This window comes from Acidaminococcus sp. AM05-11, assembly GCF_003472805.1.
Classification (GTDB): domain Bacteria; phylum Bacillota; class Negativicutes; order Acidaminococcales; family Acidaminococcaceae; genus Acidaminococcus; species Acidaminococcus hominis.
Window position 1 is genome coordinate 106663 of sequence record NZ_QRMX01000005.1, and the last position, 16047, is coordinate 122709.

The following is a 16047-nucleotide window of genomic DNA, read 5'->3' on the forward strand; positions in this document are numbered from 1 at the left end:
TATTTCAGGAGCTATTTAGAAGCCTTCTTGTCTTAGGACGAGAAGGCTTTATTTTGTTGATAAAAGCCTTTTTGGAAAGTTGAACAGTTGTGAAGCAGGATTGTGTAAAGCGTTTGCAGTCAATCAGTGAGGAGGCTATTCCATGACCAAAGCAGCAGTCAGCCTTTCCGGGCGGGATATTCTAGATCTGGCGTCCCTGTCCGTGGAGGAATATGAACTCATTATGCGCACCGCCGCAGAAATGAAAAAAATTATGAAGCGGGACATTAAAAAGGTTCCCTCCCTGCGAGGCAAGTCCATCATTAACCTGTTTTACGAAAACAGCACCCGTACCCGTTCGTCCTTTGAACTGGCCGGCAAGTACCTGGGAGCTGATGTCATCAACATTTCTACCGCAGGTTCCAGCGTGGCCAAGGGCGAATGCCTGAAGGACACCATCCTGACCGTACAGGCCATGGCCTGCGATGCCATCGTCATGCGGCACCCCATTGAAGGGGCTGCCAAATACGCAGCGGATATCGCAAGTCCCGTGGTCATCAACGCCGGGGACGGTGCCCATGCCCATCCCACCCAGGGCCTTTTGGATATGTTCACCATCCTGGAACACGGCAAAAAGTTTAAGGGCCTGAAGATGGCCATCATCGGCGATATCCTCTACAGCCGGGTAGCCCGCAGCAACATTGCGGCCTGGACCAAACTGGGCGCCGACGTCCATGTGGCCGGTCCCATGACCCTGATTCCCCATGACGCTGAGGCGCTGGGGGTCACCGTCCACAAACGGGTAGAAGACGCCATTGAGGGCGCCGACGTGGTGGACGTCCTGCGGATTCAGCTGGAACGCCAGGAAAAAGGCATGTTCCCCACACCCCGGGAATACGCCCGGATTTTTGGGGTAAACGAAGAAAAAATGAAACTGGCCAAACCCGACTGCCTGGTGATGCACCCGGGTCCCATGAACCGGGGACTGGAAATTTCCTGGGAAACCGGCTACTCTGACCAGGCCGTAATCCGGGAACAGGTAACCAACGGGGTTGCCGTACGGATGGCACTGTTATTCTTGACGCTGACGGGAGGTAAACAAGTTGAAAACGCTAATTAAGAATGGTCGCCTTGTAGATCCCAGCCAGAATCTGGATGCAGTGCTGGATCTGTTGATTGAAGACGGAAAAATCAAGGAAACGGCTCCCCACATTGATGTGGACGCCGACGAAGTCTACGATGCCACGGGCCTTGTGGTAGCCCCTGGCTTTATTGACCTGCACACCCATTTGCGGGAACCTGGCCTGGAAGCCAAGGAAGACCTGGTCACCGGGACCATGGCAGCCGCTGCCGGGGGCATTACCCGGGTAGCCTGTATGCCCAATACCAAACCGGTGATTGATTCCTCCATTATTGTCAGCGGCGTCAAAAAACGCGCGGAAGAAGAAGGTTATGTCCATGTGGAAGTCATTGGTGCCATCACCAAAGGCGAAAAGGGACAGGAAATCACCGAAATGGGGGATATGGCCATGCGGGGCGCTATGGCCTTCTCCGACGATGGTCACTATGTGGACAGTGCCCACATTATGCTGCTGGCTGCCAAATACGCCGGCATCTTTGATAAAGCACTCATCTGTCATGATATTGAAACGGAACTGAACCACGAAGGCTATATGCACGAAGGGGCTGTTTCCGCCCGCCTGGGGGTTCCTGGGGTACCGGCCATTGCAGAAGACATTGCCGTCGCCCGGGATGCCATCATCGCGGAATATACCGGCACCCACGTACACATTGCCCACATCGCCAGCAAGGGCGCCGTGGACATTGTACGCCAGGCCAAAAAGAAAGGCATTCCCATTACCTGCGAAGTGGCCGTCCATCACCTGACTTTGACGGACGAAATGTGCTCCTCCTACAGCACCGCCACCAGGGTATCTCCGCCTCTGCGGTCTTGGGACCATGTGGAAGCCCTGCGGGAAGCCCTGAAGGATGGCACCATCGATGCCATCGTTACCGACCATGCACCCCATGCGCCGGAAGAAAAGGATGTGGAATTCCGCTACGCCCCCAACGGCTTCTGCGGACTGGAAACGTCTGTTGGGGTGATTCTTACCGAGCTGTACCAAACCCATGAGTTCACCATCAACGAAATCGTGGACAAAATGAGCACCAGCCCGGCCAAGCTGTTCAACCTGGATGCAGGCACCTTGCAGGTGGGCAAAAATGCCGATATCACCCTGCTGGACCTGGACAAGGAATGGACTGTGGACAGCAATAAATTCTATACCCGGGGCAAAGTAACGCCCTTTAACGGGAAACATTGTAAAGGTAAAGCTGCGGCCACCATCGTAAATGGCCAATTCGTTATGAAAGACGGTGTAGTATGCAAAAAATGAAGGGTAAGTTAGTGTTGAAGGACGGCGGCGTCTACGAAGGCATCCTGTACGCCAATCGGAATGCTGTAGGCGAAGTAGTTTTCACTACCGGTATGAGCGGGTATCAAGAAACCCTCACCGATCCTTCTTTCTATGGACAAATTGTAGTCTTCACCTATCCGCTGATCGGAAACTATGGCTGCAATGACCTGTTTAAGCAATCCGAAGGCTGCTGCTATCAGGGCCTGATTGTGGATGAACTGTGCGACGAACCCAGCTCCTGGCGGGATGAAGGCACGGTACTGGATTTCCTGGACAAAAACGACATTCCGGTGCTTACCGGTGTGGATACCCGGGCCATTACCCGGAGAATCCGTTCCTACGGTACCCTCCAGGGAGTGCTGGTGCCCGCCGATATGCCGGACGCAGAAGTCCAGGCCCTGCTCGCCACCCCGGACCGGCACGACCAGGTAGCCCAGGTGACCACCAAAGAAGTGTACACCATGGGTGACGGTCCTTACCACGTAGCCGTTATGGACTACGGTATCAAGAGAAACATTCTGCTGTCCCTGGTACATTACGGCTGCCGTTTGACGGTATTCCCGGCAGAAACCCCTGCCGAAGACGTCCTGGCCATCAATCCCGACGGTATTTTCCTGTCCAACGGTCCTGGCGACCCGGCAGACCTGACGGTGGAAATCGAAAACCTGAAGAAAATGCTGGGCAAGAAACCCATTTTCGGCATCTGCATGGGACATCAGGTCATGGCCCTGGCCAACGGCGCCAAGACCAAAAAAATGCTCTTTGGCCACCGGGGCATCAACCAGCCCGTACGGGACCTGGTGGACCACAAAATTACCATTACCTCCCAAAACCATGGCTTCATGGTGGACGAGGATTCCTTAAAGGGCCTGCCTGTGGAAGTGACCAACCGCTCCCTGAATGACGGCACCATTGAAGGTCTCCGGTATCTGAATCATCCGACCTTCACCGTTCAGTATCACCCGGAAGCCTGCCCTGGACCCAGCGGCAACGCCTACTTGTTTGAACGGTTTATCAAAATGATGGGAGGGCATTGATATGCCAAAAAAAGAAAATATCAAGAAAGTCATGGTAATCGGTTCCGGTCCTATCATTATCGGCCAGGCTGCAGAGTTTGACTATGCAGGGACCCAGGCTTGCCGGGCCCTGAAAGAAGAAGGGCTGGAAGTGGTGCTGGTCAACAGCAACCCGGCCACCATTATGACCGACGTACACATTGCCGACCGGGTTTATGTAGAACCCCTGGATGTGGAATTTTTGGAAAGCGTTATTGCCAAGGAACGCCCGGATTCCCTGCTGGCCACCCTGGGCGGCCAAATGGGCCTGAACCTGGCCATTGAGCTGGATAAAAAAGGCATCCTGAAAAAATACAACGTGCAGCTGCTGGGCACCCAGATTGCCAGCATCATGAAAGCCGAGGACAGAGAACTGTTCAAGGAAACCATGGAAAAACTGCACCAGCCCATTCCTCCCAGCACCATTGTGGAAAGCGTGGCTGAGGCCAAGGAATTTGCCAAGACCGCAGGCTACCCCCTGATTGTGCGCCCGGCCTACACCCTGGGCGGCACCGGCGGCGGTATTGCCCACAACGACGAAGAACTGGACGATATCACCACCAAGGGTCTGATGTACTCCCTGATTGGCCAGGCCCTGATTGAACGCAGCGTGGCAGGCTGGAAAGAAATCGAATTCGAGGTTATCCGGGACAGCGCCGACAACTGCATCACCGTCTGCAACATGGAAAATATCGACCCGGTGGGCGTGCATACCGGCGACAGCATCGTGGTAGCGCCCTGCCAGACCCTGACGGATCGGGAAGTCCAGATGCTTCGTACCGCCGCCATCGACATCGTGCGGGAACTGGGCGTAGAAGGGGGCTGCAATGTGCAGTATGCCCTGAACCCGGAATCCGAAGAATACATTGTTATTGAAGTAAATCCCCGGGTCAGCCGTTCTTCTGCCCTGGCTTCCAAGGCAACGGGCTATCCCATTGCCAAAGTGGCCTCCAAGATTGCAGCCGGCTACACCCTGGACGAAATCGAAAATGCCGTTACCAAGAAGACCTCTGCCTGCTTCGAACCCACCCTGGACTATGTGGTCCTGAAGATTCCCCGCTGGCCCTTTGACAAGTTCGTTCATGCTGACCATACCCTGGGCACCCAGATGAAGGCCACCGGCGAAGTCATGGCCATTGAACGGAACATGGAAGCCGGCCTGCTGAAGGCAGTGCGGTCCCTGGAAATCGGCCTGATCCATATGGATATGCCCGAACTCCACAAGCTTACCGACGCCGAAGTGTTTGCAAAGGTAAAGAAAGTGGACGATGAGCGGCTGTTCACCATTGCTGAAGCGTTCCGCAGAGGCATGACCGTGGACCAAGCCCACGACATCACCAAGATTGACAAGTTCTTCCTGCGGAAGATTCGCCATATTACCGAAATCGAAAAGCAGCTGGCTGCCGGCCCCCTGACCCCGGAACTGCTCCGGGAAGCCAAGGTAAGAGGCTTTGCCGATGAGGCCATTGGCCACTTTACCGGCAAGAAGGGCCTGGAAATCCGCAGCCTGCGGAAAGAATGGAAGATCATTCCTACCTTCAAGATGGTAGATACCTGCGCCGCCGAGTTCGATGCGGAAACGCCCTACTACTATTCCACCTATGGGGTAGAGGACGAAGTGGAAGACACCGACAAGAAAAAGGTGGTTGTGCTGGGTTCCGGTCCTATCCGGATTGGCCAGGGCGTAGAATTCGACTACTGCTCCGTACACTCCGTGTGGGCCCTGAAGGACCTGGGCTACGAAACCATCATCATCAACAACAACCCAGAAACCGTCAGCACGGACTTTGATACCGCTGACCGGCTGTACTTTGAACCGCTGACCCTGGAAGACGTACTGAACGTGATCGACCGGGAGCAGCCGGAAGGGGTTATCGTCCAATTCGGCGGCCAGACCGCCATTAACCTGGCCGGCCCCCTGCACGAATGCGGCGTGAAGATTCTGGGTACCTCTGTAGACGATATTGACCGGGCAGAAGACCGGGAACGGTTTGAACAGCTGCTCACCGCCGTGAACATCGACCGTCCCAAAGGCTGCACCGTATTTGATATTGACGGCGCCCTGAAGGCTGCCGAAAAAGTCGGTTATCCTGTGATGGTGCGTCCTTCCTACGTACTGGGCGGCCGGGCCATGGAAATCGTCTACAACCCGGAAGAACTGCGCTACTATATGAACAACGCCGTTAAGGCTTCCCATGAACACCCTGTACTGGTGGACCATTACCTGATGGGCACCGAAGTGGAAGTGGACGCCATCTGCGACGGCAAGAACGTTCTGATTCCTGGGATTATGGAACACGTGGAAAGAGCCGGGGTCCACTCCGGGGACAGCATCGCGGTATATCCGCCCCGGACTCTCAGCCAGCACATCATTGACACCATCATTGACCATACCAACAAACTGGCCCTGGGCCTTTCTGTACACGGCCTGATCAATATCCAGTACATCGTCCGGGACGACCAGCTGTACGTCATTGAAGTGAACCCCAGATCCAGCCGTACCGTACCCTTCCTGAGCAAGGTTACCGGCATCTCCATGGTGGACGTGGCCACCAAATGCGCCATGGGCGTCAGCCTGCCGGAACAGGGCCTGAAGGCCGGCCTGAAACCTTTCCCGGATTACGTGGCGGTGAAGGCTCCGGTGTTCTCCTTCAACAAGATGACCGATGTGGACATCACCTTGGGACCTGAAATGAAATCCACCGGTGAAGTCATGTGCATCGATGACAAGTTCCCCAAAGCCCTGTACAAGGCCTGCATTGCTGCCGGCATCGAAGTAACGGAAAAAGGAACCATCCTCATTACCGTAGCCAACCAGGATAAGGAAGAAGTAGTACCCATTGCCAAGGGCTTTACAGACCTGGGCTATGACCTGGCTGCTACCAAGGGCACCGCAGAATACCTGAAGAGTCACGGGATTCCTGTAAGCCATGTGGAAAAAGCCAGCGCCGGCAAGCCCAACCTGCTGGACGATATCAAGGAAGGCCGCATCTGCATGGTAGTGAACACCTTCACCCATGGCCAGGATGCCACCCGGGATGGCTTCAAGATTCGTCGGTCCACGGTAGAACACGCCATTCCCTGCCTGACTTCCCTGGATACGGCCCGGGCTCTCCAGCACGCTATGGCGGCTATGGCCCACCAGCGGATCAACAGCGTCATTGCGCTGCAAGATCTGAAAACGGAGTAAGGTATGACTGCATATAAGGTTGAAGGGACCCTGCTGTTCAAGAAACAGCTGTCCCAGGATATACGCCTGATGGAAATCAAGGCACCGGAAATTGCCAAAACGGCACAGCCGGGACAATTTGTAACCCTCAAACTGAACCACCTTTCCGTTCCCCTGCTGCGCCGCCCCTTTGGGGTGGCCGGGGTGGACCGGGACCGGGGAACCCTGCAATTGATGTACCGGATTGTAGGGGAGACCACGGAACTGATGGACAAACTGGCCGTGGGCAGCCCCGTGGATCTTTTGGGGCCCCTGGGCCACGGCTTTGCTATGGAGGCCAAGCGGCCGCTATTAGTCGGCGGCGGCATGGGTCTTGCTCCCCTGCATTTTCTGGCAGCCGAGTACAAGGGCGCCAAGCCCGACGTGCTCATTGGCGGCCGGACCAAGGCGGAACTGTTCTGGGTGGACCTGTTCAAGGACAAGACGGGCCTCCAGTACGAAACCACCGATGACGGCTCCTGCGGCGTCATGGGTACGGTAAACGCTGTGCTGCCCCAGCTGCTGGCCAAGGGTCTGTATGACTGTGTGTACGTCTGCGGCCCCTCCAAAATGATGCGGGCAGTGGTGGCCGAAGTGGACAAGGCCGGCGTACCCTGCCAGATTTCCCTGGAAAAATACATGGGCTGCGGCTTGGGCGCCTGCCTGTCCTGCACCTGCAGCGGCATCGGCAAACGGGTAAAGGTCTGCAAGGACGGCCCGGTATTTTGGAGCGGGGAGGTGACAGAATGGTAAAACCCTGTGAGGATCCCAGAATGACGGTGAAAATCGCCGGCATGACTATGAAAACCCCGGTGACCACGGCTTCCGGCACCTTTGGCTTTGGCCTGGAATTTACGGATTTCCTGGACCTTGACCAGGTGGGGGCCATTACCGTAAAAGGCACCACCCTGGAACCCCGGGCGGGGAACAAGGGCCAGCGTATTGTGGAAACCCCTTCGGGTATCCTGAACTGCGTAGGCCTGGAAAACCCCGGCGTGGAAGTGTTCCTGAAGGAAACCCTGCCCCACCTGCGGCAGGTGACGAAAAGCCCCATCATCGTCAACATTGACGGCAATACCCCAGAAGAATACGGGGAGCTGGCGGCCATGCTGGACGTGGAAGGGGTAGATGCCATCGAACTGAACGTGTCCTGCCCCAACGTGGCCCAAGGCGGTCTGGCCTTTGGTACGGACTGCGGGGCTGCGGCCCAGGTGGTGAAAGCCGCCAAGGCCCGGACCAGCAAGGTGGTAATCACCAAACTGTCCCCCAATGTAACAGATATTACGGAAATTGCCCGGGCGGTGGAAGCTGCCGGTACCGATGCCATTTCTCTCATTAATACTTTGGTGGGAATGAAAATCGACATTACCACCCAAAAACCCGTTTTGGGCAATATTATGGGCGGGCTCTCGGGCCCGGCGGTGCGGCCGGTGGCCGTGCGGATGGTGTACCAGGTGGCCCAGGCTGTTAAGGTGCCTCTTATCGGCATGGGCGGCATTACCTGCTGGCAGGATGCAATAGAATTTATCCTGGCCGGCGCCACTGCGGTAGCTGTTGGTACGTCCAACTTTACGGATCCGGGCCTGGCCCAGCACATCAGTGAGGGGATTCAGGGCTATTTGGAAGCCCAGCAGCTTTCTTCCCTGGAAGAACTGAGGGGACGTGCCCTGCCCGGCAGAGGAGAAGCCTAATGGACCCTAAAGATCGCTTGATTACAGCTTTGGATTTCCCGTCCTTTGCTGAGGCCAAGGCCTTTGTGGAGGAACTGGGGGATTCCCTGAGCTTTTATAAAGTGGGTATGGAGCTGTTTTATGCAGCCGGCCCGGAAATCATTACCTATCTCAAAGAAAAGAACAAAAAGGTGTTCCTGGACCTGAAGCTCCAGGATATTCCCAATACGGTGGCCCATTCCTTGGCGGTACTTACCCGGCTGGGAGTGGACATCTTGAACGTCCACGCAGTGGGCGGCGCCAAAATGATGGCAGAGGGTGCCAAGGCGGTGCGGATTGCTGCGGCGGCCCTGCATAGACCCGCTCCCAAACTCATTGCCGTTACCGTGCTTACCAGCATGGATGACGCCCAGTGGGAGCAGCTCCATTATGCCCAGCCCATTGCCCAGCAGGTGCTGAGCCTGGCCCAGCTGGCCAAGGAAAGCGGCCTGGATGGGGTAGTGGCTTCTCCCCGGGAAGCTGGGGAAATCCGCAAGGCCTGCGGCAAGGATTTTCTCATTGTAACCCCGGGCGTTCGGCCGGCCTGGTCCGCAAAGAACGACCAAAGCCGGATTGCCACTCCTAAGGCAGCCCTGGAAAACGGTTCCACCCATTTGGTGGTGGGCCGGCCCATTACCCAGGCTGCGGATAAAAAGGCAGCGGCAGCAAAAATCTTGGAAGAAATGAAAGAGGCGGCAATATGAACGATAAGAATGTACTGCGTATGCTCGAAGAAACCCAGGCTGTCATGCACGGCCATTTCCTTTTGACCAGCGGCCTGCACAGCCCCATGTACGTGGAAAAATTTAACGTACTGCGGCAGCCCCGGTATACCGAAGCCCTGTGCAAGGAACTGGCCAGCCGCTTTATCAACGATAATGTGGAACTGGTGGTAGGCCCCATGACCGGCGGTATTCTCCTGGCCTATGAAGTGGCCAAGAACCTGGGCACCCAGTTCTTCTTTACGGAACGGGTCAACGGGAAAATGACCTTCAAACGGGGCTTCCACATTGAACCGGGCACCCGGGTGCTGATTGTGGAAGATATCGTAACCACCGGCGGCAGCGTCAAGGAAGTACTGGACGTGGTCAAGGGCGAAGGCGGCGTGCCGGTAGGCGTGGGCCTGTTGGTAGACCGGAGCGGCGGCAAGGTGGACTTTGGCGTGCGCACGGAACCCCTGCTGCAATTGGAAGTGGAAGCTTTCAAACCTGAGGACTGCCCCCTGTGCAAGGCCGGCGTACCGTTGACCCAACGGGGCCGTACCGGCAAATAAGCCGGCCCCTTCCTGGGAACGCTTCCCACGGGCGGCCTTATTGACAAATTATGGTATAATAGGGTTAGATAAATAGATTCTTGAGGAGGATTCCCATGGAAAAAGTTACTGCAGATTCCAGCATTATAGAAACGGTGCAGTTGCACCCCGAAATTATTGACATTTTCATGCAATATGGTTTGGGCTGCATCGGCTGCATGGCTGCCAACTTCGAAACCATCGGCCAAGGCGCCTCCGCCCATGGCATTGATGTAGAAGCCCTGATTGCAGACATCAACGACTGCATTGCCGCTGTGGAAGGCGGAGAAAACTAAGAGCTGGCTAGACTGGCTGCGTAAATCCCTTTACCGAGAGAAGTTCTTTCGGTAAAGGGATTTTTTTGCGTTTTGGGGGGAATAGAGCTGTACTGAAACTGATAACAGTTCGAAAACGGTACAGCCCAAATACCCTTGTAATGTACTAGCTATTGTTTATAGAACGTTTAAAACAAAGAAAATAAGTGAGTAAAAATAATTTTATGCATATTTTCGGCCATAAATGGCGAGAACACCGAAACTTCAGTTAAATTGTCACGATTCGGCGTGAATTCGTTGATTTTTTGCCGAAAAGGTTTTATAATGGTGAAAAATGGTGAAAAGTGGAGCGAAGGGGGTGAACAGATATGCTGATGGGAGAGTTCGAACATACCATTGATGCCAAAGGCCGTCTGTTCATGCCTGCAAAGCTTCGTGAAACCTTGGGCACACCGTTTGTAGTTACCAAAGGCGTGGATGGGTGTTTGGATGTGTATCCCATGGCAGCCTGGGAAAAACTGCAAGTTAGCTTTTCCCAAAAAATGATGCCCAAACATAAGGAAAGAGACGTTTCCCGTTTTATTTTCGGCGGCGCCGCAGAAGTGGAGCCGGACAAGCAGGGGAGAATCCTCCTGCCGTCCAACCTGCGTACCTATGCCAAAATCCAGGACCGGGTCCTGATTGTAGGGGTGGGGAGCAAGGCCGAAATATGGGATGCTGAGCGGTACGCCGCTTACACCAGTGCTGTAGAAGATGATGTAGCGCAATTGGTAGAAGAACTGGATTTTGAATCATTGTAAACGGGGACTGAATATGGAATTTGTACATAAAAGTGTGTTGTTAGAAGAAAGTGTCTCCTGGCTGGTTACCGACCCCCAGGGGATTTATGTGGACTGCACCCTGGGCGGGGCTGGCCATTCCAGCCGGATTGCCCAAAAGCTGGCTCCGGAAGGGCTGCTGATTGGCATCGACCAGGACGAGGACGCCATTGCCGCCGCCACTGAAAAGCTCAAGGGAGCACCCTGCCAGGTCCGGATTGTGCACAACAATTTTCGGAATCTGGGAGACATTCTGGACCAACTGGGACTTGCCGCCGTGGACGGTATTTTTTTTGACCTGGGGGTATCCTCCTATCAGCTGGATACGCCGGAGCGGGGCTTTTCCTATATGCATGACGGGCCCTTGGATATGCGCATGGACCAGGAACGGTCCCTGACCGCTGCCAAGGTGGTCAATACCTATTCAGAAGAAGCCCTGGCAGAGCTGATCTACAAGTACGGGGAAGAACGCTGGAGCCGCCGGATTGCCCAGTTTATTGTGGCTGCCCGGAAAGAAAAGCCGCTTGCGACCACCTTTGACCTGGTGCATGTGATCAAGGCAGCCATTCCCAAGGGCGCCCGGCAGGATGGACCCCACCCTGCCAAACGGACCTTCCAGGCCATTCGGATTGAGGTCAACGATGAACTGAAAATCCTGGACAAAACCATGGAAACAGCCGTGGCCCATCTGAAAAGCGGGGGACGGATTGGGGTTATTACCTTCCATTCCCTGGAAGACCGGATCATCAAGCAGGCTTTCAAGCGCATGGCCAAGGGCTGCATCTGCCCGCCGGAACTGCCGGTGTGCGTCTGCGGCCATAAGCCGGAACTCAAGAAACTGAAAGACTTTACCCCCTCGGAAGCAGAACTGGCCGATAACCCCCGGGCCAGAAGCGCCCGGCTAAGAGGCGCCATTAAGATTTGACTTGAGGAGAGAAGCGATGTATACTCGGAAGAATTCGCGCCATGAACTATGGTCTAAAGATATCAGCTATAATTACGGATCTTCCGCTGTACAGGAAGAGCCGGAAACTACCGAAGAAGAACCTTCGGAAAAAAATAAACAAAGGGAGACGAAGATTTTGCGTCGCCAGGTTGTGTTTTTGTTCTTGTTGGGTGTATTATGTTACTTCGGGAACGTGGTGCTGAGCCAGCAGTACATTGTGAAAAGCAATGAGCTGGTCCAGCTGAAAAAAGTTGAGGCGGAATGCCTGGACGAGAACGAAACCCTGAAAATTGATGTGGAGCGGCTGAAAAGTCCGGAACGGATTACCAGCATCGCCAGCAAAGAGCTGGGGATGAGCACAGCCCGAAGCAATATTTACGTGCGGGTGGATGGAACTGATAACGCGCCCGGGAAAAAATAACACGGCAGGCGGAGTACCGGACTCCCCCTTGCCGCGGTACATTACACAGAAGCAGCCGGAAAGGCTGCTTTTCTTATAATTGGAGGAATTGAACATGGAAAAAAAGCTGGCAGCCGTGCTGCAGCAGCTGCCCCAGGCAGTGGTGACAGGAACAGTAGAAAATCAGGTAATCACGGATTTGACCATTGATTCCCGTACGGCAGGTCCTGGCGGCCTGTTCATCTGTTTAAAAGGCGTGCATACCAATGGCCACGCCTACATTGGCAAGGCTGCGGCCCAAGGGGCTGCTGCCATTTTGGTGGAGGAGGACGTGCCCACTGTGCCCGGCGTGGTGCTGATCCGGGTAAAGGATACCACGGCCGCCATGACGGCCCTGGCCCCCTGGTTCTACGATTATCCCGCAGAGAAAATGCGGGTCATCGGGGTAACCGGCACCAACGGCAAGACCACCACCACGACGATTCTGCGCAATCTGCTGACCCGCTGCGGTCATAAGGTGGGCCTGATTGGCACCATCTCCATTATGATCGGCGAGGAAAGTGAAGTCAGCCATAATACCACCCCCGATGTGGTGGATTTGCAGCGGACCCTGTACCGCATGGAGCAGGCCGGCTGCGACTACGTGGTGATGGAAGTGTCTTCCCACGCTCTGGCCCTTAATCGGGTGGCCGGCATCGAATACGATACGGCGGTGCTCACCAATATTACCCAGGACCACCTGGATTTCCATAAGACCATGGAAAACTACCGGGAGGCCAAGGCCCTCTTGTTTACCCGGCTGCACCTGGGGAAGAAACCTGGCAAAACGGCCATCTTCAATAGCGATGACCCCAGCTCCCCGCTGATTATGAACCGGGTGAAAACCAAAATCCTGACCTACGGCAAGGGCCCGGAGAACGCTGTATATCCCCTGTCCTTCCACGTAGGTGCCCGTCATATGGAACTGAACCTCCAGACCCCTGCTGGGGAAATGGACCTGCAGCTCCATATTACCGGGGAATTTAACGTATATAATGTAATGGCGGCGGTTTGCGCCGCCCTGGCCGAAGGTCTCAGCCGGGAAGAAGTCATTCAGGGCCTGGACCAGTTCGGCGGGGTGCCTGGCCGCTTCCAGCTCATTGACGCCGGCCAGGACGCTACCGTGGTGGTGGACTATGCCCATACCCCGGACGGCCTGGAAAACGTGCTCCATACCGCCCGCCAGATTACCCAGGGCAAGCTGTGGGTGGTCTTTGGCTGCGGTGGGGACCGGGATGCCAAAAAGCGCCCTATTATGGGCAAATTGGCCTTGGATTTGGCCGACCAGATTGTGGTTACCACCGACAATCCCCGGAGCGAGGATCCGGAAGCTATTATCCGGGATATTGAAGCCGGTATGCAGGGCGCTGCCCCCGGCAAGGAAATCCACAAGATTACCGACCGGAAGGACGCCATTGAATTTGCCGTAGGCCACGCCCAAAAAGGCGACGTGGTGCTCATTGCCGGCAAAGGCCATGAGAATTACCAGATTTTGAAGGACCGCACCATCCATTTCGATGATGGGGAAGTAGTAAGAGACTTTGTACAAAAGGGGAAACTCCATGATTGATATAGCTTTAGTGACCCGCGCCCTGCCGGTGGAAACCAGTCTGCCGGCGGACACCGTATTTACCGATGTAACCACCGATTCCCGACAGCTTGCGCCGGGAACTCTTTTTGTCGCCCTCCGGGGAGAAAAGTTTGACGGCCACGCCTTTGTCAGCAAGGCCCTTGCCGCCGGTGCAGCTGCCGCCGTGGTGGACCATGTGCCGGAAGGGGTGGACCCGGGCAAATGCCTGGTGGTCAAAGACACCCTGGACGCCTACCAGAAGCTGGCCTCTGCCTACCGGCTCAGCAAGCCAAAGGTAACGGTGATTGCCATTACGGGTTCCAACGGAAAAACCTCCACCAAGGACCTGATTAGCGCCTGCCTGTCCGCCAAGTACCGGGTCATCAAGACCCAGGCCAACTTCAACAACGAAATCGGCCTGCCCAAGACCCTGTTCACCATCCAGGACGACACGGAATTTGCCGTAGTGGAAATGGGAATGCGGGGCCTGGGCCAGATTCGGGCCATGAAAAAACTGGCCCTGCCCGACGCAGCAGTGATTACCAATGTGGGGGACACCCATTTGGAGCTGCTGGGCAGCCTGGAAAATATTGCCAAGGCCAAAAGTGAAATCCTGGAAGACTTTACCCCAGCCAATCACGCCTTCCTGAACGGAGATGACCCCCGGGTGTCCGTGATGCCCACTGGCGCTAAGGTAACCACCTACGGCATCGACGCAGACTGCGACGTGAAAGCCCTCTCCCTTACGCCTACCGGCCTGGGCACGGACTTTACCTACCGCAGCCGGGTTACCGGCCAGACCCAGGCGGTGCACCTGCCCCTGGCCGGCCGGCACAACGTAATGAATGCCCTGGCGGCCATTGCCGTGGCTGAAGTCTACGGGGTGGCCGATGGAGCCATTGCTGGGGCTCTGGAGCACCCTGCCATGACGGGGATGCGCCAGGAAGTCCTGCACTTTGGGGACATTACGGTTATCAACGACGCCTATAACGCCAGCCCTGCCTCTATGAAGGCGGGCCTGGAAACCCTACGAGACCTGGTCAAAAACCAGGGCCGGGGCCGGGCGGTTGCCGTTCTGGCCGATATGCTGGAACTGGGAGCCCACTCCCAAAGCGGCCATACCCAGGTAGGGGAATGGGCTGCGGACTGCGGCGTGAAAGAGTTGATTGTCTACGGCACCGAAGCTAAATATATAGGTGAGGCTGCCGCCAAACGGGGCGTCATCGTTACCTATGCGGCAAACAAGGAAGAAGCCGCCCGGCTGCTCCAAAAAATTCTTCAGCCGGGGGATGTGGTCCTGTGCAAGGGCTCCCATTCCATGGCAGTGGACCAGGTGATTCCCCTGGTCTTTGGGAAAGAAGGCGCTGACGCATGAGTGCTCTTGGCATGCTGGTAACCTCCTTTGTCCTTACCGTACTTTTTGGCCGGCTGCTGCTGCCGCTGCTGCACAAATGGCATTTTGGCCAAAGCATCCGGGAATGCGGCCCCAAGGAACATTTGAAGAAAAGCGGGACCCCCACCATGGGCGGTCTCATGATGATTGCAGCCCTTTTGGTTTCCACCCTGGTGTGGATTCCCCTGAGCGGCCGGGTCTTTTTGGCCCTGTGGCTGTTCTTGGGCTATGCGGTCATTGGTTTTATTGACGATGGTCTGAAGATTTTCTTCCATCGGAATTTGGGCCTGACCTCCAAGCAGAAAATGCTGCTCCAGATTCTGGTAGCCGCCGTGTATCTGCTGTATCCGGGAGCCGTCAGCGTCTACAGCACCAGCGTGTGGATTCCCCTGGTCAACACCACGGTTTCCCTGGGTGCCGGTTACTATGCTTTCCTGCTCCTGCTGCTGGTGGGAACCACCAACGCAGTGAATTTGACCGATGGTCTGGATGGCCTGGCAGCCAGTGTTACGGTGCCGGTCATGCTGGCCTTTGCTTACATTGGGTATCTCAGCCACCTGCCGGCGGAAATGCTGTTTGCGCTGGGCGTTTGCGGCTGCTGCCTGGGTTTTTTGGTGTACAACCACCATCCTGCCCGGGTGTTCATGGGTGATACCGGTTCCTTGGCCCTGGGCGGCGCTGTAGCGGCCTGTGCCATTGCAACCCATACGGAACTGCTCCTGGTCCTGATTGGCGGCATTTACGTGCTGGAAGCCCTGTCAGTGATTATGCAGGTCACGTATTTCAAGCTGACCCATGGCAAGAGAATCTTCCGGATGAGCCCCCTGCATCACCATTTTGAGCTGGGCGGCTGGCCTGAAGTGCAGGTGGTCAAGAGATTTTTCCTGATCAGTTGCGTTTTCTCCCTTTTGGGAGTACTATTATTTATCTGTCGATAAATGAGGGGG

15 protein-coding genes are annotated in these 16047 nt (G+C 55.6%); all 15 read left to right on the plus strand.

What is annotated here, in order from left to right; all coding sequences use genetic code 11:
• The first annotated feature begins 142 nt into the window (after positions 1 to 142).
• The 15 genes from DW089_RS04520 (at position 143) to mraY (ending at position 16038) form a co-directional block, all read left to right on the plus strand.
• On the plus strand, positions 143 to 1099 hold the full coding sequence (locus tag DW089_RS04520; RefSeq protein WP_118286855.1) for an aspartate carbamoyltransferase catalytic subunit: 957 nt from the start codon (positions 143 to 145) through the stop codon (positions 1097 to 1099).
• Entirely contained in the window at positions 1083 to 2375 is a 1293-nt protein-coding gene (locus DW089_RS04525) for a dihydroorotase (protein WP_105327221.1), read from the plus strand. The genes DW089_RS04520 and DW089_RS04525 overlap by 17 nt, the downstream gene beginning before the upstream one ends.
• Positions 2372 to 3433, plus strand: coding sequence for a carbamoyl phosphate synthase small subunit (locus tag DW089_RS04530; RefSeq protein ID WP_233547551.1), 1062 nt, complete (start codon positions 2372 to 2374; stop codon positions 3431 to 3433). Before DW089_RS04525 ends, DW089_RS04530 begins: the two co-directional genes overlap by 4 nt.
• 1 nt (position 3434) lies before the next feature.
• Positions 3435 to 6641 carry a carbamoyl-phosphate synthase large subunit gene (gene carB / locus DW089_RS04535; RefSeq protein WP_118286856.1) on the plus strand — a complete coding sequence of 1069 codons (3207 nt, stop codon included), beginning with the start codon at positions 3435 to 3437 and terminating at the stop codon, positions 6639 to 6641.
• Positions 6642 to 6644: 3 nt separating this feature from the next.
• Positions 6645 to 7412 (plus strand): dihydroorotate dehydrogenase electron transfer subunit, encoded by a 768-nt coding sequence (locus DW089_RS04540; RefSeq protein ID WP_105327224.1) that lies wholly within the window; start codon positions 6645 to 6647, stop codon positions 7410 to 7412.
• Positions 7406 to 8350, plus strand: a complete 945-nt coding sequence (locus DW089_RS04545) for a dihydroorotate dehydrogenase (protein ID WP_118286857.1) — start codon at positions 7406 to 7408, stop codon at positions 8348 to 8350. The genes DW089_RS04540 and DW089_RS04545 overlap by 7 nt, the downstream gene beginning before the upstream one ends.
• On the plus strand, positions 8350 to 9072 hold the full coding sequence (gene pyrF, locus DW089_RS04550) for an orotidine-5'-phosphate decarboxylase (RefSeq protein ID WP_105327226.1): 723 nt from the start codon (positions 8350 to 8352) through the stop codon (positions 9070 to 9072). The genes DW089_RS04545 and pyrF overlap by 1 nt, the downstream gene beginning before the upstream one ends.
• Entirely contained in the window at positions 9069 to 9641 is a 573-nt protein-coding gene (gene pyrE, locus DW089_RS04555; protein ID WP_105327227.1) for an orotate phosphoribosyltransferase, read from the plus strand. Before pyrF ends, pyrE begins: the two co-directional genes overlap by 4 nt.
• 95 nt (positions 9642 to 9736) lie before the next feature.
• Positions 9737 to 9955, plus strand: a complete 219-nt coding sequence (locus tag DW089_RS04560) for a DUF1858 domain-containing protein (protein ID WP_105327228.1) — start codon at positions 9737 to 9739, stop codon at positions 9953 to 9955.
• Between the two features lie 347 nt (positions 9956 to 10302).
• A complete protein-coding gene (gene mraZ, locus DW089_RS04565; protein ID WP_105327229.1) occupies positions 10303 to 10734 on the plus strand; it encodes a division/cell wall cluster transcriptional repressor MraZ in 432 nt (143 codons plus the stop codon).
• A gap of 13 nt (positions 10735 to 10747) precedes the next feature.
• Positions 10748 to 11677: a 16S rRNA (cytosine(1402)-N(4))-methyltransferase RsmH gene (gene rsmH, locus DW089_RS04570; protein ID WP_199614568.1), complete on the plus strand. Its 930-nt coding sequence runs from the start codon at positions 10748 to 10750 to the stop codon at positions 11675 to 11677.
• Positions 11678 to 11861: 184 nt separating this feature from the next.
• Positions 11862 to 12119 (plus strand): septum formation initiator family protein, encoded by a 258-nt coding sequence (locus tag DW089_RS11585; RefSeq protein ID WP_233547552.1) that lies wholly within the window; start codon positions 11862 to 11864, stop codon positions 12117 to 12119.
• Between the two features lie 94 nt (positions 12120 to 12213).
• Positions 12214 to 13707 carry a UDP-N-acetylmuramoyl-L-alanyl-D-glutamate--2,6-diaminopimelate ligase gene (locus DW089_RS04580; protein ID WP_105327231.1) on the plus strand — a complete coding sequence of 498 codons (1494 nt, stop codon included), beginning with the start codon at positions 12214 to 12216 and terminating at the stop codon, positions 13705 to 13707.
• Positions 13700 to 15082: a UDP-N-acetylmuramoyl-tripeptide--D-alanyl-D-alanine ligase gene (gene murF / locus DW089_RS04585; RefSeq protein ID WP_105327232.1), complete on the plus strand. Its 1383-nt coding sequence runs from the start codon at positions 13700 to 13702 to the stop codon at positions 15080 to 15082. Before DW089_RS04580 ends, murF begins: the two co-directional genes overlap by 8 nt.
• Complete coding sequence (gene mraY / locus DW089_RS04590) at positions 15079 to 16038, plus strand: phospho-N-acetylmuramoyl-pentapeptide-transferase (RefSeq protein WP_118286858.1); 960 nt, start codon at positions 15079 to 15081, stop codon at positions 16036 to 16038. The genes murF and mraY overlap by 4 nt, the downstream gene beginning before the upstream one ends.
• Positions 16039 to 16047 lie beyond the last annotated feature (9 nt).